17 protein-coding genes are annotated in these 20,284 nt (G+C 72.4%); 8 read left to right on the top strand and 9 right to left on the bottom strand.

The window, feature by feature from the left end:
- The first annotated feature begins 98 nt into the window (after positions 1-98).
- Positions 99-1,097: a nuclease-related domain-containing protein gene (locus tag PIJ49_RS12420; protein WP_271826720.1), complete on the top strand. Its 999-nt coding sequence runs from the start codon at positions 99-101 to the stop codon at positions 1,095-1,097.
- 63 nt (positions 1,098-1,160) lie between these two features.
- Here PIJ49_RS12420 and PIJ49_RS12415 read toward each other — a convergent pair whose 3' ends face one another.
- The gene (locus PIJ49_RS12415; protein WP_066652063.1) at positions 1,161-1,718 is read right to left on the bottom strand and encodes an arsenate reductase/protein-tyrosine-phosphatase family protein; all 558 of its coding nucleotides are present in this window, start codon (positions 1,716-1,718) and stop codon (positions 1,161-1,163) included.
- Positions 1,719-1,720: 2 nt separating this feature from the next.
- The gene (locus PIJ49_RS12410) at positions 1,721-3,025 is read right to left on the bottom strand and encodes an adenylosuccinate synthase (protein ID WP_066652061.1); all 1,305 of its coding nucleotides are present in this window, start codon (positions 3,023-3,025) and stop codon (positions 1,721-1,723) included.
- A gap of 205 nt (positions 3,026-3,230) precedes the next feature.
- Here PIJ49_RS12410 and PIJ49_RS12405 point away from each other — a divergent pair, with 205 nt between their 5' ends.
- Positions 3,231-3,404, top strand: a complete 174-nt coding sequence (locus PIJ49_RS12405) for an Rv0909 family putative TA system antitoxin (protein WP_066652055.1) — start codon at positions 3,231-3,233, stop codon at positions 3,402-3,404.
- 80 nt (positions 3,405-3,484) lie between these two features.
- Here PIJ49_RS12405 and PIJ49_RS12400 read toward each other — a convergent pair whose 3' ends face one another.
- Positions 3,485-3,655: a hypothetical protein gene (locus PIJ49_RS12400; RefSeq protein WP_153257418.1), complete on the bottom strand. Its 171-nt coding sequence runs from the start codon at positions 3,653-3,655 to the stop codon at positions 3,485-3,487.
- Positions 3,656-3,790: 135 nt separating this feature from the next.
- A complete protein-coding gene (locus tag PIJ49_RS12395; RefSeq protein ID WP_271826719.1) occupies positions 3,791-7,450 on the bottom strand; it encodes a S8 family peptidase in 3,660 nt (1,219 codons plus the stop codon).
- A gap of 158 nt (positions 7,451-7,608) precedes the next feature.
- Between PIJ49_RS12395 and PIJ49_RS12390 the strand changes: the two genes are divergently transcribed.
- The 3 genes from PIJ49_RS12390 to PIJ49_RS12380 are packed head-to-tail and all read left to right on the top strand — an operon-like array spanning position 7,609 to position 11,044.
- The gene (locus PIJ49_RS12390) at positions 7,609-8,265 is read left to right on the top strand and encodes a TetR/AcrR family transcriptional regulator (protein WP_066657692.1); all 657 of its coding nucleotides are present in this window, start codon (positions 7,609-7,611) and stop codon (positions 8,263-8,265) included.
- Complete coding sequence (locus PIJ49_RS12385) at positions 8,262-8,978, top strand: hypothetical protein (protein WP_251154113.1); 717 nt, start codon at positions 8,262-8,264, stop codon at positions 8,976-8,978. The genes PIJ49_RS12390 and PIJ49_RS12385 overlap by 4 nt, the downstream gene beginning before the upstream one ends.
- On the top strand, positions 8,975-11,044 hold the full coding sequence (locus PIJ49_RS12380; RefSeq protein ID WP_271826718.1) for a YhgE/Pip domain-containing protein: 2,070 nt from the start codon (positions 8,975-8,977) through the stop codon (positions 11,042-11,044). Before PIJ49_RS12385 ends, PIJ49_RS12380 begins: the two co-directional genes overlap by 4 nt.
- A gap of 729 nt (positions 11,045-11,773) precedes the next feature.
- On the opposite strand, the gene PIJ49_RS12375 is transcribed toward PIJ49_RS12380, so the two are convergent.
- Together PIJ49_RS12375 and treS are read right to left on the bottom strand one after the other, a co-directional pair.
- Entirely contained in the window at positions 11,774-12,472 is a 699-nt protein-coding gene (locus PIJ49_RS12375; RefSeq protein WP_066658248.1) for a 3'-5' exonuclease, read from the bottom strand.
- Positions 12,473-12,854: 382 nt separating this feature from the next.
- A complete protein-coding gene (gene treS / locus PIJ49_RS12370; protein ID WP_066654389.1) occupies positions 12,855-14,567 on the bottom strand; it encodes a maltose alpha-D-glucosyltransferase in 1,713 nt (570 codons plus the stop codon).
- A gap of 215 nt (positions 14,568-14,782) precedes the next feature.
- Between treS and PIJ49_RS12365 the strand changes: the two genes are divergently transcribed.
- Both PIJ49_RS12365 and PIJ49_RS12360 read left to right on the top strand, forming a co-directional pair.
- Positions 14,783-15,796 carry an alpha/beta fold hydrolase gene (locus PIJ49_RS12365; RefSeq protein WP_271826717.1) on the top strand — a complete coding sequence of 338 codons (1,014 nt, stop codon included), beginning with the start codon at positions 14,783-14,785 and terminating at the stop codon, positions 15,794-15,796.
- 5 nt (positions 15,797-15,801) lie between these two features.
- Positions 15,802-16,875, top strand: coding sequence for a glycosyltransferase family 4 protein (locus PIJ49_RS12360; RefSeq protein WP_271826741.1), 1,074 nt, complete (start codon positions 15,802-15,804; stop codon positions 16,873-16,875).
- 46 nt (positions 16,876-16,921) lie between these two features.
- Here the strand turns inward: PIJ49_RS12360 and PIJ49_RS12355 are convergent, their stop codons facing one another.
- The 3 genes from PIJ49_RS12355 to PIJ49_RS12345 form a co-directional block, all read right to left on the bottom strand.
- Positions 16,922-17,647: a hypothetical protein gene (locus PIJ49_RS12355; RefSeq protein ID WP_271826716.1), complete on the bottom strand. Its 726-nt coding sequence runs from the start codon at positions 17,645-17,647 to the stop codon at positions 16,922-16,924.
- 150 nt (positions 17,648-17,797) lie between these two features.
- Entirely contained in the window at positions 17,798-18,433 is a 636-nt protein-coding gene (locus tag PIJ49_RS12350; RefSeq protein WP_271826715.1) for a histidine phosphatase family protein, read from the bottom strand.
- The gene (locus PIJ49_RS12345) at positions 18,430-19,368 is read right to left on the bottom strand and encodes a Sir2 family NAD-dependent protein deacetylase (RefSeq protein ID WP_271826740.1); all 939 of its coding nucleotides are present in this window, start codon (positions 19,366-19,368) and stop codon (positions 18,430-18,432) included. Before PIJ49_RS12345 ends, PIJ49_RS12350 begins: the two co-directional genes overlap by 4 nt.
- A gap of 74 nt (positions 19,369-19,442) precedes the next feature.
- Here PIJ49_RS12345 and PIJ49_RS12340 point away from each other — a divergent pair, with 74 nt between their 5' ends.
- A complete protein-coding gene (locus PIJ49_RS12340; protein WP_271826714.1) occupies positions 19,443-20,270 on the top strand; it encodes a TrmH family RNA methyltransferase in 828 nt (275 codons plus the stop codon).
- The last annotated feature ends 14 nt before the right edge of the window (positions 20,271-20,284 follow it).

The following is a 20,284-nucleotide window of genomic DNA, read 5'->3' as shown; positions in this document are numbered from 1 at the left end:
CCCGGAGCGTTCGTCCTCGGTACCGGGCGTGCGATCGGACCTCGGGACGCGCCGGGGTGCGGCGACCGACTCGCGTCGAGCCGTGGTGAGGTGAACCCATGACCAGCGACCTCGTGCCGTGGGTGGTCGCCGGGGGGCTCGCGATCGTCGTGGTCGTCCTGGTGATCGTCCTGCGGCGGACCCAGTCCTCCAACCGTGCCGCCCTGTCCGACGCCGAGGTCCGGCTGGACCACCGCACCGGCACCCTCGAGCGGGAGCACCGCGAGCAGACCGCCGCCGCCGACGCGGAGCAAGCGCGGCAGCTCGCCGGTGCAGAGGCCTCCCGCCAGCAGGCCCTCGCCGAGGCCGAGGCCGGTCGCGCCCTCGCCCGCACCGGCATGCGCTGGGAGGAGGCATCGCAGCGCACGATCCTCGAGGTCTGCAAGGCCGCCGGGATCAACGGCGCCCTGCTGACCAACGTGGTGTTCGTGCCGGTGGCCCAGGGCGAGCGGGACCGCGACCGCAGCTACGCCGCGCAGCTCGACCACGTGCTCGTGTTCGAGTCCGGCCACGTGCTGGTCATCGAGAACAAGCGGTGGAACGGCATCGTGTTCGACGGCCGCAAGCCGAGCGCCGTGCACCACGCGTTCCGCAACCTGCTCGACGAGTCGTCCCTGACCGGCTCGTTCGCGATCCAGGTGCGCAGCCGTCGCGTCCTCGACCACGCGGACGACGTCGAGCACTGGTGGCAGATCCGGGTGCAGTCCGGCGGGAACGCCCCGACCCGGCAGGTCCGGCAGCAGGCCCGCCGGCTGCAGCGGTTCCTGGCCGACGAGGACGGCAACGGCCCGCAGTGGGTCGATTCGTGCGTGTTCTACTCCGGCGACGCCGCGGCGTACGTCAACCCCGAGGACCGCAGCACGAGCACGACGCCGACGGGTCGTTCCGCGACGACCGCCGTCGTGACGAACGACAACGAGCTCCGCGGACTCGTTACCGACCTGGCACGCAAGCACGCCGTGCCGAACCGGGCGCGCACCGACTCGGTCGTGCGACAGCTGGCTGGCCAGGGCGCGCACACGATCACGGTCGGGACGTACCGCCTGCCGGAGGCGTGAGCAGACACGACGAAGCCCCCGCCACCGAGGCGGGGGCTTCGTCGTTCCCGGGGCGGAGGGGCGTCAGCGCAGCGCGCGCAGGGCGTCAGCGATGGGCGTGAGCGCCGCGTCGATCTCGTCGGCGACCCGCACGTGGGTGTCCTCGGACCGACGGTAGGGGTCGTCCACGTCGTCGTCCGCCGGGTCGGCGGGCGGCGGCACGGTCCCCCGCAGTCGAGCGACCCGGTCGACCAGGTCCTGCGCGGTCTCGATGCCGGCCAGGTCGCCGGGCTCCAGCCCGTCGAGCACCCGGGCGAACTGCTTGATGGTGAACGCCCGCTTCGCTGCCCGCGGTGCGAGCGACACGACGGCTGCGCGGTGCGAGCGCTCGGCGGTGAGCACGAGGTCGGCCGACGCCGCGATCTGCTCTGTCAGGTAGCGCGAACGGTGCGTCGAGGGCGCCCCACCCAGACGTGACGACTGCGCGGCAGCCGTCTCGTCCATCAGGGCGCCGTCGTCGGCGATGGTGCCGGCCGACTCGACCGTGAACGCCGGGGCGTCCGGGCCGAGCCGGGCCTCGAGCACCTGGGCGCCGAGGGGCGAGCGGCAGATGTTGCCGCTGCAGACGAACAGGATCCGCATGGTCACGCGGCAGCCTCGCCGGTTCCGAGCAGGTCGTGGCGGACCACGATCGCGTCACGGCCGGGGCCGACGCCGATCGCCGAGATCCGCGCCCCGGACATCGCCTCGACCGCGAGCACGTAGTCCTGCGCGGTCTTCGGCAGGTCCTCGAACGACCGGGCGCCGGTGATGTCCTCGGTCCAGCCGGGGAACTCCTCGTAGATCGGCTTCGCGTGGTGGAAGTCCGACTGGTTCACGGGGACCTCGTCCACGCGCTCGCCGTCGACCTCGTACGCCACGCAGACCGGGATGGTCTCGAGGCCCGTCAGCACGTCGAGCTTCGTCAGCACGAAGTCGGTCACGCCGTTGATGCGCGCCGTGTACCGGGCGATCGGGGCGTCGTACCAGCCGCAGCGACGCGGACGGCCGGTCGTGGTGCCGAACTCGAAGCCGTTGGCGCGGAGGAACTCCCCCGACTCGTCGAACAGCTCGGTCGGGAACGGGCCGGCGCCGACGCGGGTCGTGTACGCCTTGACGATGCCGATGATGCGCTCGAGCTTGCCCGGGCCGATGCCCGAACCGGTCGCGGCGCCGCCGGCGGTCGCCGACGACGAGGTCACGAACGGGTAGGTGCCGTGGTCGACGTCGAGCATGGTGGCCTGGCCGGCCTCGAACAGCACGGTGTCGCCCCGCTCGAGCGCGCGGTGGATCTCGAGCGCGGTGTCGGCGACCATCGGGCGCAGGCGCTCGGCGAAGGACAGCAGCGACTCCACGACCTCGTCCGCGTCGATCGCGCGACGGTTGAAGACCTTGACCAGCAGGTGGTTCTTCTGGTCGAGGGCCGCCTCGACCTTCTGCCGCAGGATGTTCTCGTCGAAGATGTCCTGGATGCGGATGCCGACGCGGTTGATCTTGTCGGCGTAGGTCGGGCCGATGCCGCGACCGGTCGTGCCGATCTGGCGCTTGCCGAGGAAGCGCTCGGTCACCTTGTCGACGGTGCGGTGGTAGTGCGTGATGACGTGCGCGTTCGCGGACACCAGGAGCTTCGAGACGTCCACCCCGCGGGCACGGAGCGCGTCGAGCTCCTGGAACAGGACCTCGAGGTCGACGACGACGCCGTTGCCGATGATCGGGGTCACGCCGGGCGTCAGGATGCCGGACGGCAGCAGGTGCAGCGCGTACTTCTCGCCGCCGACGACGACGGTGTGGCCGGCGTTGTTGCCGCCGTTGAACTTGACGACGTAGTCGATGCGGGACCCGAGGAGGTCGGTTGCCTTCCCCTTGCCCTCGTCACCCCACTGGGCACCGATGATGACTGCTGCGGGCATGGAGGTTCTCCTCACGTTGGCGGAGGACCGCACCGGCGGGCATGGGCCGATGGTCCACCCGAGTCTATCGAGTGGACACCTCCACGCCACATCCCTGCGGACGAGACGCCTGACGAGGGCGACCCACAGATCGGACCTGGGAGCCCGTCCGGGCCGACCGGCGCAGCGTCGGACCAGCCAGATCCGACGAGCAAGGGAGCACGACATGAGTGACCTCGGTGACAAGGCCAAGGACTTCGCGGACAGCGACAAGGGCGAGCAGGCGACCGACGCCGGTCTCGGCAAGGCCGCGGACGCGGCCGACAAGGCCACCGGCGGTGGCCACGGCGACCAGATCGACAAGGCGGAGCACGCAGCCGACGACAAGATCGGCAAGTAGACCGCACCACGGAACGAACGGGAGGCGCGGTGCCAGCTGGCACCGCGCCTCCCGTCCGTCGTGGTGGTGGCGTTCCGCGATCAGGCGCGGAAGAAGTCCTGGTACGACGGGTCGCCCACCGGCTGGGCGTGACCGGGCTGCGCGAGCCGCTCCTCGACCATGGCCTGGAGCGCGTCGGGCGGGGTCAGCCCACGGCGGCGCCACTCCATCGGGTTCGCCCGGAGCTGCATCAGGGAGGTGTGGGATCGCATGGCCTCACTCTCCCATCCATTGCCTAGTTTGCCTAACTACATGTCCCATTGCCGCACTCGGGACCACTCCGCTCCGAGACCGGGAACGGCGAACGCCCCGCCACCGGACCGGTGACGGGGCGTTCGTGTCGATCGCTACTTGCGAGGTGCCACCTTCGCGGTCTCGGCGGAGGTCGCCGAGCCGTCCTGGTAGCCCGTCGCCTTCGCCGTCACCTCGACGGAGAAGCGGTGCCCCGCGTCCGTCGTGCCGAGCGTGTAGCGCTGGTCCGTCGCACCCTGCACCGCGACGCCGTCACGGAGCCACTGGTACGAGTACGAGACCTTCTTGCCGTCCCACGAGCCGGGCTTCGCCTTGAGCGTCTTGCCGACCTTCGGGGTGCCGGAGATCGTGACGGCGCTGCCCTCGCGGAGGGTGAGCGTCGGCGCGGTCTGCGCCGCCTGGAGCACGTCGGCCTGGTCGCCCACCGCGTTGCCGAGGTGGAGCAGCAGGACCCGGGCGTTCGTGGCGTCGGCCTGTCGCGTGACCTGCAGCGCGCCCTTGTCCGCGTAGAGCACACCGGTGGTGGTGCCCTGCGCGAAGGTGAGCGCCGGTGCCGACGGGTCGTACGTCGCCGGGTCGGTCTCGTCCACGACGTTGGAGCCGCTGGTGGCGAGGGCCGGGGCGTACGCCGACTCGGTCAGGACCGAGTAGTCGAACGGACCGGTCGCACCGATGGTCGACGCCGACACCGTCAGCACCTTGACGGCGCTGTCGAACGTGTTGACGTCCTGTCCCGCGGTGCCGCCGTTGAGCGGCTGCGCGTCGACCGTCTTGCCCGTCGCGAGGTCCACCGTGGTGGCGAGCGTCGCGTCGACCGTGGCCGACTTGGCGTCGTAGACGAGGTAGTCCGGCTCACCGTCGCGGTCCGTGTCGATGAGGACCTCGACGTTGGTCACCGCGCCGGGGTTCGCGTCGGCACCCGCGGTCTGGACGCCGAAGGCGAGCGTGTCGGATGCCTCGTCGTAGTTCGCGCCGTAGGCCCGGATGTCGGCGGCCTGCAGCGACTGCTTCGCCGAACCGGCGGGCAGCGGCTCCTGCGGGTCGGTCCCGCCCAGGACGAACGGTGCGACGGACGAGTGGTACCCGGTCACGGCGTCGCCCTGGTCGACCGAGCGGCCGGTGAGCGCGAGCTCCGCGGTCGTGGTCGAGCCCGAGAACGCGATGTCCTTGCCGTGCACGGCACTGACCGGCTTCGGCGCGACGTACGCACCGAGGCGCATCGGGTTCAGCTTCGCGTCGGTCGGCGTGAAGGACACGACACCGGACTCGGCGGCGACGAACTCACGCTGGTAGCCGGACTGCACCGACTCCTGCGTGGGGTCGATGACGCGACGGAGCTGCGTCGGGTCGGCGATCGTGTACGTCAGCTTGACGGTCGCGGTGCCGTGCGCCGGAGCGGTGACCCGCTTCGTGCTCAGCGAGAACGCGACACCGGGCTGGTCCACCTGGGCCTGGTACGCCACGTCGTACGTGTGCGGACGGCCGTCGGTGTTCTGGATCTGCAGGGTGCGGGACTCGGTGGTCTTCCCGCTGACCTCGACGACACCGTACGAGGCGGTGACGAGCTGGTCGTTCTCGATGCTGCGCACCGTGGTGCCCGCGGTGACCGCCTGCAGCGCGTCGACGCGGCCGGTGCCCTGGCGCAGCAGCGTGGCGTCCCGGTCACCCTGACGAACGTCGTGCGTCGCGGTGTTCATCACGGCGGCCTTGACCTGCGGGGCCGTCCACGACGGGTGCGACTGGAACGTCAGCGCGACGATGCCGGCCACGTGCGGGGTCGCCATCGAGGTGCCGCTCATCGACATGCGGCCGTCACCGGTGCCGTTGGCCGCGGAGATCACGTTGACCCCGGGGCCGGCGACGTCCGGCTTGACGATGTCGTCGAACGAGCCGTGCACGCCACGGCTGGTGAACGGGGCGAGCGTGTTCACGTTCGCCTGGTCGGTCGCCAGCTGGAAGCCCTTGAGCTCCTGGGCGAACTGCACGTGCAGGGTCCCGGCCGTCGCGGCGGCCTGGAGGCTCGCAGCACTGTCCGAGGTCAGCTCGGCACCCGGGATGGTCGCGTTCCCCGCGATGCCCGAGTCGAAGCTGGTCACCGTCCCGGCCAGCAGGACGCCGACACCGCCGGCTGCCTGCACGTTGGTGAAGCGCACACCGGAGCCGCACTCGAGCGCCCCGTCGGTCCACTTCAGCCAGACGACCTTGCCCTTGACCTTCGCGGCCTCGTCGGCGCTGAACGCTGCGCAGCCGTCGACGTTCGTGGTCGGGACGACGACGTCACCCTCGACGGGCAGCGTGCCCTGGTAGTTCTGCGAGTACTGCGCACGGTAGGTGCCGGCGACGTCGGACGGCGCGGTGGCCTTGACACCGTCGAACAGCGACTGCCCGGTGGCGCTCGCGGCGACGGTGAGGGCGCCCTCGGCGTTGCCCGGCGAGCCACCGATGTCGGTGAAGTCGTCGGCGTTGCCCGAGGCGATGACGGGCAGGACACCGCGGGCGGTGAGCGCGTCGATCTTCGCATTGTCGGGGTCGTCCGGTGCGCCGTAGTCGGAACCGAGCGACAGGTTGAGGACGTTGATGTCCTTGCCCTCGGTCAGGGCCTGGCCGACCCAGTCGAGCGCGGCACCGGTCAGGTCGGTCGAGCCGCCGCCGTCACCGAACACCTTGAGGGCGTAGAGGCCGGCGTCCGGCGCGGTGCCCGGGCCGATCCACATGTCCTGGACGGACTGGTTGGTCAGCTTCGTGTAGTCGCCGCGGAACGTCTTCTTGTCCGCGGTCAGGCCGTAGCCCGCGGCGGTACCGGACACGTGCGTGCCGTGGTCGCCGCCCTTGCCGTCGATCGGGTTCGCGTCCGGCTTCGGGGTCGGGTCGTAGCCCGCGCTCGAGGAGTCGGCGTTGTAGGTGGGGCCGGCGAAGTCGTAGCCACCGAGGTACTTCTTCGCATCGAACCAGCTCGGGTCCGGCGCGCTCGTGCTCGCGAGGGCCTGCTCGTACGCGGCCGTCGTGCCGGGGCCGCCGAAGTCGGCCTGGGTGTAGTCGAGACCGGTGTCGAGGACGGCGACGTTGACGCCCTTGCCGGTGCGGCCGGTCTGCTGCCACGCGTCGAGCGAGCGCGTGTAGACGTCGCTCGCGGCGTTCTTCGGGCTGACGCCGTCCGCGCCCGGCTGCACCAGGTCGGGGTCGACGCCGCTCGGGGCCTTCGACGCGTCACCCGGGGTCGGGTCGACGATCTTCTTCGGCGTGAGCGGGATGATGCTCTCGACGTCCGACCGGCTGGCGATGTCGCGCAGGGCGTCGACGTCGGCGACGACGGCGACACCGGGGACGGTGTACTCGGTCGAGTACAGCTCCGTCGCCTTTGCGTCGGACCGCTTGACGGCGGCGCGGACGGCGTCGACGGTCGACGTGATCGCCTGCACGCGCTCCTTCGCGGCGGACGACGGCGTCTTCGACTTCGTCAGGTCGCCGCCCTTCGCCTTCGCGTCGACCTCGAGGGCCCCCTGGCCGGTCGTGCGGACGAACGCCGCGACCGTCTTCTGGGGCTTGGCGTCGCGCAGCGGCGCCGCGAGCTTGAGGTCGGCGGCGGAGAGACCGCTCGGCGCGGCGTTCGCTGCGCCGCCCACGGCGAGACCGCCGCACGACAGGGCGACGGCGGCGATGCCGGCGGTCAGGATGCGTGCGACGCGTGACCGCGTGGTGCGCTCCGTGGTGGGTGGTTGCTCGGGTACTGCACGGTTCGGTGTTGCACGTGTCACAGGGCGCACTCCTCGGCTCTGTCCGTGGTGGGAATTCCTGTGAAGTTATGCGTTCGTTCACAGGCGGAACAGTCCGCACTTTGGAGGACTGGCCCTCGTTCGGGGGTACAGCACCTCGTAACTTGCACAGCTGTGTGCACGTTATTACGATGGTGCTCGTGACCACCACCGACCAGCCCGGACGCGCGCCCCGACGGGACGCGACGGCGAACCGGGCCGCCCTGATCGAGGCCGCACGGAGCGTCCTGCAGCAGGACCCCGATGCCTCGCTCGAGACCATCGCGTCCGCCGCGGGCCTGTCGCGCCGTGCGGTCTACGGACACTTCCCCTCCCGCGACGACCTCGTGCGCGAGGTCGTGACCGGCGGCGCCGCACGGATCGCCGGCGCGATGCCGTCGTCGTCCGAGCTCGCCGACCTCCCGCCCGCCGCACGGCTCGCGGCGATCGCCGTGACGCTCTGGGCCGAGGTCTCGCACGTGCGCTCCATGGCCCGCGTCGCCCTGCGCAGCCCGTTCGCCGAGTCCGTGGCCGAGGTGTTCGCGCCACTGCGGGCACAGGTCCGCACGGCCTGCGCGCTCGGCATCGACGAGGGCTCGATGCGCGACGACGTCGACGCGGACACGCTCGCCCGCCTGGTCGAGGCCGCCTGCATCGCCGTCCTCGACGAGGCCACCCGGTCCGGCACGAGCGACGAAGCCGGTCGCCGCACGGTCGTGCTGTCGGCGCTCGGCACCGCCGGCATCGACTGGCGCACCGCGCTGCTGTCCGAACCCGCCGCACCCGCACCCCGTACCGAGCAGGAGACCCGCGCATGACGCTCGAACTCGACCACGTCGGCATCGGCGACGAGCCCGGCGCCGCGCTGCCCGTCGTGTCCGCCGTCGCCGCCCCTGGTCGCCCCGGTGTCGTCGCCGTCGAGACCGAGCAGGCCCCGGTGCTCGCGTCCCTGATCGCCGGCGGGCGGATGCGTCCCGAGTCCGGGCGGGTGCTGCTCGACGGACACGAGGACGCCGCAGCGGTGCGCGCGGCCTTCGCGCTCGTGGACACCCCGGGCGTCGCCGAACCGTTCCCCGTCATGACGCTCCGGAAGGTCGTGCGCGAAGAACTCGCGTTCGCCGGGCAGCGCCCCTCGCGCGACCACGTCGACACCGTGCTCGACGAGCTCGGCATGCGGGACCACGCCGACACGCACGTGCAGCGGGTCCCGACCGACGTGCGGGTGCGGCTGCTCGTCGAGCTCGCGCTGCTGCGGGACGGGGTCACGGGCATCGTGCTCACCTCGCCCGAGCGGCACGGCGGCGCCGTGGCCGACTGGTTCGCGGTCGTGCGCGACGTCGCCCGGCGCGGCGTCACCGTCGTCCTCGTGACGTCGAAGGCCGCCGCAGCCACCGTCGAGCAGCTGCTCGACACGATCCGCACCGAGGGTCCCGACGACGCGACCTCGACCGACGGGGGCGACCAGGGCCTCCCGTCCGGCCCCTCCGACCCCGAAACTCCCGCAACCGTCCCGACGGAGGCACCCGCGTGACCATCCCCTCGCTCATCCGCGCCGAACTGGCGCGCCTCACCGCAACGCCGCTCGCCCGGCTCGCGTTCGTCGCCCTCATGGTGGTGCCGCTGCTCTACGGCGGCGCGTACCTCTGGGCGAACCGCGACCCGTACGCCAAGCTCGACCAGATCCCGGCCGCGATCGTCGACCAGGACGCCGGCGCGACGCTCGACGGCGACCGGGTCGACTACGGCGAGGACGTCACGAAGGAGGCGATCGACGGCGCCGACTTCAAGTGGACCGAGACGACCGCGGCCGACGCGCGCTCGGGCGTGCGGAACGGCAAGTACGACTTCGTCGTGACGATCCCGCACGACTTCTCCGAGGCCCTGGCGTCGGCGCAGGGCGACGACCCGAAGCGTGCCGAACTCGTCATGACGACCGCGGACACGAACTCGTACCTCGCCTCGACCATCGCGGAACAGGCCGGCAAGACCATGCGCACGGCCGTCGCCGAGCGGGTCGGCAAGCAGGCGGCGACGACCCTGCTCGTCGGACTCGCCGACGTGCGGGACAGCCTCGGCGACGCCGTCGACGGTGCGGGACAGCTCGCATCGGGGGCGACCACGGCTGCCGACGGCGCGTCCTCGCTCGCGTCCGGCACCTCCGCGCTGTCCGCCGGGGCATCGCAGCTCGCCTCCGGCACCGCCGCACTGCCGTCGCAGACCGCGCAGCTCGACAGCGGCGCACAGCAGGTCGCGTCCGGGGCCTCGACCCTGGCGTCCGGGCTGCAGTCCGCACAGCAGCAGACCGCGTCGCTGCCCGCGCAGACCGCGCAGCTGAACGACGGCGCGCAGCGGGTCGCCGCGGGGAACGCCGCGCTCGCCGAGAAGGTCGACTCGGTCAGCGCCGACGTCGACGCGGTGCAGCCGGTGGACGCCGCCACGGTGCTCGCGCAGATCACCGCGAACCTGCCGGAGGGCGTCACGCTGACCCCCTCGCAGCAGGAGGCGATCACGAAGGCGGTCGGCGACGTGAACACCGCCGGCGCCTCGGCCAAGGAGACCTACGCGTCGACCAAGTCGGCCGTCGACCAGCTCCGCGACGGGTCGGCCCAGGTCGCGGCCGGCACGTCGGCGCTGGCCTCGGCGTCGCCGGAGCTCGCGGACGGCATCGCATCGGCGTCGAGCGGCGCCTCGCAGCTCGCATCGGGCTCGTCGCAGGTCGCCGCGGGCACGTCGAAGCTCGCCGCCGCGGCACCGACGCTGTCCTCCGGTGCGGCCTCGCTCGCGGACGGTGCCGCGTCGGCCGCGTCCGGCGCCTCGCAGCTCTCGTCGGGTGTCGACCAGCTCGAGGACGGCTCGAAGGAGCTCGCCGCGAAGCTCGACCAGGGACGCACGAGGATCCCGGCGTCGACCGCCGCACAGCGCTCGTCGCAGGCGTCCGTGATCTCGGACCCGGTCAAGGTCGGCGACGACAACGTCGCCGCCGCATCGAACTACGGCGCCGGCCTCGCACCGTTCTTCATCTCGCTCGCCGCCTGGATCGGCATGTACGCGCTGTTCCTCATCCTCAAGCCGATCTCCAAGCGAGCGATCACCGCCGTGCAGAAGCCGCTGCGCGTGGTGCTCGGCGGCTGGCTCACCCCGGCGCTCCTCGGGGTCGTGCAGATGGCGGCGCTGTTCCTGATCGTGCGGTTCGCGCTCGACCTCGACGTGGTGCACGCCGGGTCGACGGTGGCCGTGATGGTGCTCGCCTCGGCGACCTTCGCGGCGATCATCATGGCGCTCAACGTGCTGCTCGGCTCGGTCGGGCAGTTCCTCGGCCTGGTGCTCATGCTCGTGCAGCTCGTGACCGCCGGCGGGACCTTCCCGTGGCAGACGCTGCCGGGGCCGTTGGCGGCGCTGCACTTCGCGCTCCCGATGACCTACTCCGTCGACGCGATCCGGCAGACGATGTACGGCGGGTCGTTCGCGGCGGTGTGGTCGGACGCGGGGGTGCTCGCGTGCTGGTTGCTCGGCGCGCTGCTCGTGTCGTACGTCGTCACGGCGCGGCAGACCCGCTCGCGGACGCTGCGCGACCTGCGGCCGAGCCTGATCGGGTAGCGCGGGCGGCGCGGGCGCGGCGTCCAGCATGCGCGCACGGCGTCGTCGTGCTGTCGCGCCGTGGCGCGTGGTGCTCGCGCGCAACGTGGAGCACGTCGCGCCAGGCGTTCACGTGGTTCGAGGTGCGTTCGACTGTGCACGTACTGCGGGCGCGAGCCGCGGTCACGGCAAGGAGGCTCGGTGTGGGACCGCCGGGAACGCTCGCCGGTCGAGGTGGCAGCGTCGCGCCGCCCGACGGCCCGGCAGCGCACCGTGCGGCGCAGCCTCGGTGCGCGGTCCGCGGTGCACGGGCCGTGGTGCGCGGGGTACCGGCCGTGGTGCGTGATGCGCGGGCCGTGGTGCGCGGTGCGCGGGCCGTGGTGCGCGGGCTGTGAGGTGCGCAGGCCGTGGTGCACGGGCTGCGAGGTGCGCAGACCGTGGTGCGCAGGCCGCGGTGCGCGGGCCGTGGTGCGCGATGCTCGCGCACCACGGAGAGCACGTCGCACCACGTGATTCCACGGCGCGACGTGCTCCCGGTTCTGCGGGACCGCAGCGGGTGCCGGACGCCGGTGCCCGGCGCTGGCCGGGAGCTCCGATGCGCGGCACCGCTCGCAGGGCGGCCCAGCTGCGGCGCGCGGCGACAGCGGCCGCTCAGCGCCGGCGCGGCAACACCGGCTCAGCGGCCCAGTGGCGGCGCGGCGACAGCGGCTCAGTGGCGGCTCGGAGACGGCGGCGCGGCGACCGCGGCGGCTACGAGCCGTTGCGGTGCGGCCAGCGACCGTCGGCGGTGAACGAGGGGTCGCGCTTCTTCCGCATGTAGTCCTGGAACGAGGTGGCCTGCTCGGCACACCAGCCGACCTGCTTGCGGTGCAGCTCCTCGGCGGAGACACCGAGCTCCTCCGGGTACTTCGCCGCGATGGCCTGCGCGACACGCCCGGCAGCGATCGCGTCCGCGGCGGCGTCGTGGGCGTCGGACAACGTCACGCCGTAGAGCTCGGACGCTGCCTCGAGCGTGCGCTTGCCCTTGCGGTAGGTGTCGAGCGCCTTGTCCATCACGAGCGGGTCGACGACGTTGCCGATGACGGGGGAGGCGATGCCGTGCCGTCGGGCCTCGCGGTCGAGCACCGTCAGGTCGTACGGAGCGTTGTAGATCACGAGCGGGATGCCGCGCGCGAACACGGCCTCGACCGCTGCCACGATCTCGGCGACGACCTCGCCGGCCGGGCGCCCCTCGGCCTGGGCGCGCTCGGTCGTGTAGCCGTGCACGGCGGCAGCGCCCTCGGGGATCGCGATCCCGGGATCGGCGATCCAGGCACCCTCCGCGATGGAGCGTCCGGTCATGTCGATCAGGCCGACGTGCGCCGTGACGATGCGGGCGGTCTCGACGTCGACGCCGGTGGTCTCGAGGTCGAACACGCCGAGCGCGTGCCACCAGGGACGACCGCTCAGGTCCTGCACGGCCGGGGCGGCGGGTGCGGGCGTGTCGAGCGCTGCTGGGGAGTACGTCACGGCACGAGGCTAACGGGACGGTCCGACACGCTCCACGCGACCCGCCTGGCGGGCACGCCGCGACCCGCCCGCGTCCTGGTCGACGAGCGCGGCCGGTGCGCCCCGGTCGATGCGCCGGACGCGGCGACGAGCGGGTGGTGAGCCACCCGGCGGGGGCGAGTCGAGCCTCCAGGCCGGCAGCGCCTCCCCGACGGACGGTCGCCCTCCGACGGACGGTTGCCCTCCGACGGACGGTCGCTCTCCGACGGACGGCCGCCCTCCGACGGACGGTCGCCCTCCGACGGACGGTCGCCCCCGACCGGCGGCCGCCCGCCGACGCTCGCTACACGCCGACCGGCGCGCCCACGTGCAGCCAGTAGAACGACTGCGTCCCCATGGTGAGGGTGACGTTGCCGTCCTCGTCGAACGCGGGGAACGACCCGCCGCCGAACAGGTCGTACAGCGGCCGTCCGGCGAACTCCGGCGCCGAGATCGTCACCGACGTCGGGTTGGTGGCGAAGGAGAACACGCAGAGGACGTCCTCGGCGGACGGGCCGAACTGCTGCCCGGACCCCTCCCACGACCGGACGAACGCGAGCACCGAGTCGTTGGTGGTGTCCTGCACGTGCAGCGAGCCCAGGCCGAAGACCGGGTGCGCCTTGCGGACGTGGATGACGTTGCGGACCCAGTGCAGCAGGGAGCGGGACTGGGCGAGCTGCGCCTCGACGTTGACCTGCGCGTAGTTGTAGACGAGCGACTGCACGACCGGCAGGTACAGCTTGCCCGGGTCGGCGGTCGAGAAGCCCGCGTTGCGGTCCGGGGTCCACTGCATCGGCGTGCGCGAGGAGTCGCGGTCCGACAGCCAGATGTTGTCGCCCATGCCGATCTCGTCCCCGTAGTACAGGAACGGCGACCCGGGCAGCGAGAACAGCAGGGCGTGGATGAGCTCGAGCTCGGCGCGTGAGTTGTCGAGCAGGGGAGCGAGGCGACGACGGATGCCGATGTTCGACCGCATGCGCGGGTCGTAGCCGTACCAGCCGTACATCGCCTGGCGGTACTCCTCGCTGACCATCTCGAGCGTGAGCTCGTCGTGGTTGCGGAGGAACACCCCCCAGGCGGCCTTCTCGGGGACGTCGAGGGTCTCGGACAGGATCGCCTTGAGCTCGGCGGCGTGCTGCGCGCGGAGCGAGTAGAAGATGCGCGGCATCACCGGGAAGTCGAACGCCATGTGGCACTCCGGCTCCTCGTCGGTGCCGAAGAACGCGGCGGTCTCACGCGGCCACTGGTTCGCCTCGGCGAGCAGGACACGCCCGGGGTACTCGTCGTCGACCATGGCCCGGAGCTTCTTGATGAACTCGTGGGTCTCCGGCTCGCCCTCGCCGTTGCCCTCCTCGGACTCGAAGAGGTAGGGGATGGCGTCGAGCCGCAGCCCGTCCACACCGAGGTCGAGCCAGTGCCGCACGACGTCGTAGACGGCCTCGACCACGGCCGGGTTCTCGAAGTTGAGGTCGGGCTGGTGCGAGAAGAACCGGTGGAAGAAGAACTGCCGGCGGACCGGGTCGAAGGTCCAGTTCGACTCCTCGGTGTCCACGAAGATGATGCGGATGTTCTCGTAGTGCTCGTCGGTGTCACGCCACACGTAGAAGTCGCCGTAGGGGCCGTCCGGGTCCTCGCGGGACTGCTGGAACCACTCGTGCTGGTCGGAGGTGTGGTTGATCACCATGTCGATGACGATGCGCATGTTCCGCTCGTGCGACTTCGTGACGAGCTCGCGGAAGTCGTCGAGCGTGCCGAACTCGGGCAGGATCGCCCGGTAGTCGGAGATGTCGTACCCGCCGTCGCGCATCGGGGACTGGAAGAACGGCGGCAGCCAGATGGCGTCGACGCCGAGCCACTGCAGGTAGTCGAGCTTGCCGATGACGCCCTGGATGTCCCCGATGCCGTCGCCGTTCGAGTCGACGAACGAGCGGATCATGCACTCGTAGAAGACCGAGCGCTTGTACCACTGCGGGTCCAGGGTCAGGCCGGGCAGCTGGATCGGGGCCGTGAAGGTCAAGCGTGCTCCTCGTCGTCGGCGGGCCGGCGGCGTGGCCCGACCACGGCCACAGTAGGCGCGTGCTCCTGCTGCTGTCCGCGGGTCGCCGTGACGACCGCGTCACGTGGCCGGACGGGAGGCGCGACACCCCTCCACAGCGTCCCTCCCGTCCGTCGTCCTCCACAGCGGGGCGCGGGACGCACCCCGCCCGGTCGCCGCTTCGTAGACTGGCCGCGATGCAACCACCCGTGATCTCCCCGTACCAGTCGCTCGTCGCCGCGACGCCGGTCGTGCACCGGGCCGTGACCCTCGACGGCCGCACCACGCACTACTGGGAGTACGGGCCGGCCGACGCGACCGAGACGGTCCTCGCCGTGCACGGGTTCCGCGGCGACCACCACGGACTCGAGACGATCGCCGCCCACCTCCGGGGCGTCCGTGTGGTCGTCCCCGACCTGCCCGGCTTCGGGATCTCCGACCCGCTGCCGGTCTCCGACGTCGACGCCTACGTCGGGTGGCTCACCGGGTTCCACCGCGCGCTCGCCCTGGGTCCCGAGACCGTGGTGCTCGGACACTCCTTCGGGTCGATCGTCACGGCGGCCACCGTCGCGGCCGGCCTCGACACCCGGCTGCTCGTGCTGGTGAACCCGATCGCGGCACCCGCGCTGCAGGGGCCCCGGGCCGTCGGCACCGGCATCGCGATCGGCTACTACCGGGCCGGCGCGGTGCTCCCCAGGCCGCTCGGACTCGGGCTGCTCCGGAACCGCGCGATCGTGCGGGCGATGAGCCTCGCCATGGTGAAGTCACGCGACCGCGACCTGCGGCGATGGGTGCACGACCAGCACGACCGGTACTTCTCGGCGTTCGCGGACCGCACGAGCGTGCTCGAGGCGTTCCGCACCTCGGTCACGCACGACGTGTCCGAGTACGCCGACCACATCGACGTCCCCGTGCTGCTGGTCGCCGCGGAGCACGACGACATCACGGCGCTGCCCGAGCAGCGTGCACTCGCTTCCCGACTCCGCGACGCCGAGCTCGTCGTGGTGCCCGACGTGGGACACCTCGTGCACTACGAGACGCCCGGAGCCGCCGCCGACGCGGTGCTCCGTCGCATGGCCGAGCCGACGGCCCGCCGTCGTGCCGGACGTGGGAACCCGCGCAGGACGAAGTCCACCGCACCGCAGCAGGCTCCCGACGCGACGGCGGCGTCACCGTCGGCCGACGGCACGCCGGGGGAGTCCGCCTCGTGAGGCGCCTGCGGATCGGGATCGACTGCCGGTACGTCCGGATCGGTCGGCACGACGGCATCAGCCGCTTCACCGCCGGCATCGTCGCGCACCTGCCCGACCGGCACGACCACGTCCTGCTCGTGCACGACGAACGGCAACTCGAGTCGCTGCCCGACGGCATCCCGTGGGAACGCATCCCGGCCCCGACGGACGCGGGGGAGCCGCTCGTGGCCCGGACGGTGAACCGGCTCGGTCTCGACGCGGTCTTCTCACCGATGCAGACCATGGGGTCCCGCGGCCGCCGCTACGCCCTCGTGCTCACGCTGCACGACCTCATCTACTACCGGAACCGCACGCCTCCGCGGGAGTTCTCGTGGCCGATCCGGCTCGGTTGGCGGCTCTTCCACCTGAGCTGGGCGCCGCAACGCCTGCTGCTGAACGGCGCGGACGGCGTCGTGACGGTGTCCGAGACCACCGCGGGGCTGATCGAGCAACACCGTCTGACGAAGCGCCCCGTCACGGTGGCGTACAACGCGGCCGACCCGGCCGTGCCCCGCGACCCCGACGGGAGCCGTGCCCGGACGCTCGTCTACATGGGGTCGTTCATGCCGTACAAGAACGTCGAGACGCTCGCGGCCGCGCTGCCCCTGCTCGGAGCCGAATGGACGCTGCACTGCATGTCGCGGGTGTCCGACGCGGACCGACGACGGCTCGAGGCCCTGGCGCCGCCCGGGGCGATCGTCTTCCACGACGGTGCCTCCGACGACGAGTACCTGGCGACCCTGCGCGGGGCGACGGCGCTGGCGACGGCCTCGTTCGACGAGGGCTTCGGCATCCCCCTCGTCGAGGCGATGGGTGTGGGGACCCCGGTGGTCGTCAGCGACGTCCCGATCTTCCGCGAGATCGGCGGGGACGCCGCCGAGTACTTCGACCCGTCGTCGCCGTCCGCGGTGGCAGCGGCGGTGCGGCGACTCGAGGACCGCTGGGACGAGGCATCGCGGGCCTCGCTCGAGCGGGCGGCCCGGTTCCGGTGGCAGGACTCGGCAGAACAGGTGACCCGGGCCGTCGAGCGCGCGGTGCAGGACCGAGAGCAGCGCTGACCGGGACCGGCGCACGAGTGGTGGGGCGCCGACAGCAGCGGTGTCGTCAGGACGGCTGACGCGAGGTCACCTCGGCGCCGGGGAAGACCCCGTGCGTCTCACGTTGTGCGACGTCGATGATCGCGGCGAGGGCCACACCGGTGCCGACCGTGGCGAGCTCGACGCGCTGCGCGTCCGGCTCGTCCGACGGTGCCCCCGGACCCCAGTCGCTGCGCACCGCGACGACCCCGCCGATCGCCGCGACCGAGCGAGCGACCTCGAGCCGCTGTCGCGTGACCTCGGCGTCCGTCGTGACCCCGACCACCAGGGTGTCGAAGCGGGCCTCCGCCGACACGACGACTCCGCTGCCGTCCGCGTCGGCCGCCGCGGCGCTCAGGGCGCGGACGAGGTCGACCTGCTGACCGGGCGACAGGTCCGGTGACGCCTCGACGACGGCGGACACCCGGTAGGCCGCGAGGGAGTCGCGCGTGGTCTCCTCGTCACGGACGGCGAGCACGCCCGGTACGTCGGACGCCGCGGTCCGGAACCGGTCGAGCGCGGCCTGCGGACGCGGGAAGACCCCGCCGACCCCGGTCTGGATGCTGCCGACGATCGTCGACAGGACGACGGCGATGACGACGCCGACCGCGACGAAGGACAGCGTGATGACGGTGCCGCGTCGGAGTCGTTGGCCGGTGGACGGCCGGGTGACGGAGGCCGTGTCCGGGCCGAACGCCCGGTCGAGGTCGTCGGACGAGTCGACTCGGTCGTCCACCGGTCCCTGGTTCGTCACGGCCCCTCCTCGCGCACGGGTGCGAGCACCACCGGACGGTGGTCGGGCCGCCCGTGGACCGGAGCCTAGTCCGAGCGGGTCGCCGCGCTCGCGCAGCCGCAGGTAACGGTCCGGTACCGGTCCACCGTGCGCGACGGGCCGCCGCCCGCGCTACCGGCGCTCGAGCGGGTTCTGCTCGGCGAAGGACTCATCGGCCGTCTGCTCCGAGACCTCGTCGAGCGGGTCGTCGAAGCGGACGAGCTCGGCACGGAACCGCTCGGGGTCCCAGCGGAAGGAGTGCACGGACCCGTTGCGGATCGGCGTCGTGTACCGGTCCGCCGTGCCGGGAGCCGCGGCGTTGACGACGGCCCGGATGACGGCACCGTGCGTGGCGACCACGACCGACCCCGCGTCGAAGCGGACGGCGATCTCGGCCAGCGTCTCGGTCGCCCGTGCGAGCAGCGCGGAGCGGGACTCCCGTCCGGGGACGTCGTCGTGCGGGTAGCGCTGGGCGACCTCGGTGTCGGTGAGCCCCTCGGCCTCGCCGTACGAGCGCTCCGCGAGACCCGGGTGGGTGGCTGGCTCCGGCAGCCCGAGGTGGCGGGCGATGATCGCGCCGGTCTCGAACGCGCGTGACAGCGGTGACGCGACGACCGCGTCGAACCGTCGGCGACCGAGGAGCAGCGCGGTGGCCGCGGCCTGGGAACGCCCGGTGTCGTTGAGGGGGATGTCGGTCGATCCCTGGATGCGCCGCTGCGCGTTCCAGTCGGTCTCGCCGTGCCGGACCAGGGTGAGGAGCGTCGTCACCCGTCGATCCTGCCAGAGCGCTCCGGAGCAGCCGACACCGGAGCGGACGACTCCGGAGCAGCCATCACCGGAGCGGACGACTCCGCAGCGGGCGGCGCCGGTGCAGCCGACACCGCGGCGGACGGGACGAGCCGCGCGGCCAGGGCCTCGAGTGTCTCCGTGGTGCCGGCGTCGAGCTTCGCCACCGCGCGCCGGTCGCTGCGGGTGGCTCCCCGGTTCACGATGACGACCGGGAGCTTCCGCCGGGTCGCGTGGTCGACCAGTCGGACGCCGGAGTTCACGGTGAGCGACGAGCCCACGACGAGCAGCGCGTCGGCGTCCGCGACGATCGAGACGGCCTCGCGGAACTTCTCGGCGGGCACGAACTCGCCGAAGAACACGACGTCCGGCTTCAGCACCCCGCCGCACACCGAGCAGTCGGGCACCCGGAAGCGCTGCACGTCGGTGATCTCGACGTCGCCGTCCGGCTGCAGCTGCACCGTGCCCGGCTCGTCGATCCAGGGGTTCTCGCGGTCGAGCACACCGGCGAGGTCGGCGCGCGAGAACACCTGACCGCACGTCAGGCAGACCGCGCGGTCCATCGAGCCGTGGATCTCCACGACCCGCCGGGACCCAGCGCGGAGGTGCAGGCCGTCGACGTTCTGCGTGACGACCCCCGTGACGATGCCGGCGTCCTCGAGGGCGGCGAGCGCGCGGTGACCGGTGTTCGGCCGGGCGGCGGCGAAGGTGCGCCACCCCAGGTGCGAACCGGCCCAGTAGCGCTGGCGCTTCGCCGGGTCGGAGCGGAACTCCTGGAAGGTCATCGGCTTCCGCACCACCCGGCCCGCGCCGCGGTAGTCGGGGATGCCGGAGTCGGTGCTCAGCCCGGCGCCGGAGAGCACGGCGACGCGCTTGCCCGTCAGCAGCTCCACGACGCGATCGAGCTCGTCCGTCATCGGGTCGGTCAGCACGTCGTCCACGGTACCCTCAACAGCCGAACGCCCAGCCGCCTTCCCACGAAACGAGCCCCGTGCACGCCGTCCGCATCGACTCCCTCGACGACCCCCGACTCGACGACTTCGCCCGCCTCACCGACGTGGCGCTGCGTCGGGTCACGGAGCCCGAGGGCGGGCTGTACATCGCCGAGTCGAACACGGTCATCGAGCGCGCGGTCCGCGCCGGACACGTCCCGCGGAGCGTCATCGTGCAGGAGAAGTGGCTCGACAGCGTGCTGCCCCTGGTGGCGGACCACGACGGCCCGGTCTTCGTCGGACCGGACGCGCTGCTCGAGGACCTCACCGGCTTCCGGATGCACCGGGGTGCCCTCGCCGCGATGCACCGACCGGAGCTGCCGTCGGTGGCCGACGTGGTCCGGGACGCGAAGGTCGTCGTGGTGCTCGAGGACGTCGTCGACCACACCAACGTCGGCGCGGTGTTCCGCAGCGTCGCCGGCCTCGGGGCGGACGCGGTCCTGGTGAGCCCGCGCTGCGCGGACCCCCTGTACCGCCGGAGCGTCCGGGTGAGCATGGGCACGGTGCTCCAGGTGCCGTGGACCCGCATCGGGGAGTGGCCGGCCGCCGGCGAGGAACTCCGCGCGCAGGGCTTCCACCTCGCCGCGATGGCGCTCACCGACCGCTCGGTCGACCTGGACGCGTTCGTCGCCGACGTCCCCGAGCGGGTCGCGCTCGTGATGGGCACGGAGGGGCAGGGCCTGACCGACGCCGCGATCGCCTCCGCCGACACGACGGTCCGCATCCCGATGGCGCACGGCGTCGACTCGCTCAACGTGGCGGCGGCGAGCGCGGTGGGGCTCTGGGCGGTCACGCACGCGCAGCGCGCTGCACGTCCGACCACCTGACCAGCTGACCGCTC

The organism is Curtobacterium uvaldense (assembly GCF_028307415.1).
Taxonomy (GTDB): domain Bacteria; phylum Actinomycetota; class Actinomycetes; order Actinomycetales; family Microbacteriaceae; genus Curtobacterium.
Note: the sequence above shows the minus strand (reverse complement) of the source record. Positions and strands in the feature narration are given on the sequence as shown.

Coding starts and splice junctions, on each gene's coding strand:
- PIJ49_RS12365 (WP_271826717.1), top strand. CDS start 14,783: ATGCAACCACCCGTGATCTCCCCGTACCAGTCGCTCGTCGCCGCGACG.
- PIJ49_RS12385 (WP_251154113.1), top strand. CDS start 8,262: ATGACGCTCGAACTCGACCACGTCGGCATCGGCGACGAGCCCGGCGCC.
- PIJ49_RS12345 (WP_271826740.1), bottom strand. CDS start 19,368: ATGACGGACGAGCTCGATCGCGTCGTGGAGCTGCTGACGGGCAAGCGC.
- PIJ49_RS12415 (WP_066652063.1), bottom strand. CDS start 1,718: ATGCGGATCCTGTTCGTCTGCAGCGGCAACATCTGCCGCTCGCCCCTC.
- PIJ49_RS12400 (WP_153257418.1), bottom strand. CDS start 3,655: ATGCGATCCCACACCTCCCTGATGCAGCTCCGGGCGAACCCGATGGAG.
- PIJ49_RS12405 (WP_066652055.1), top strand. CDS start 3,231: ATGAGTGACCTCGGTGACAAGGCCAAGGACTTCGCGGACAGCGACAAG.
- PIJ49_RS12410 (WP_066652061.1), bottom strand. CDS start 3,025: ATGCCCGCAGCAGTCATCATCGGTGCCCAGTGGGGTGACGAGGGCAAG.
- PIJ49_RS12420 (WP_271826720.1), top strand. CDS start 99: ATGACCAGCGACCTCGTGCCGTGGGTGGTCGCCGGGGGGCTCGCGATC.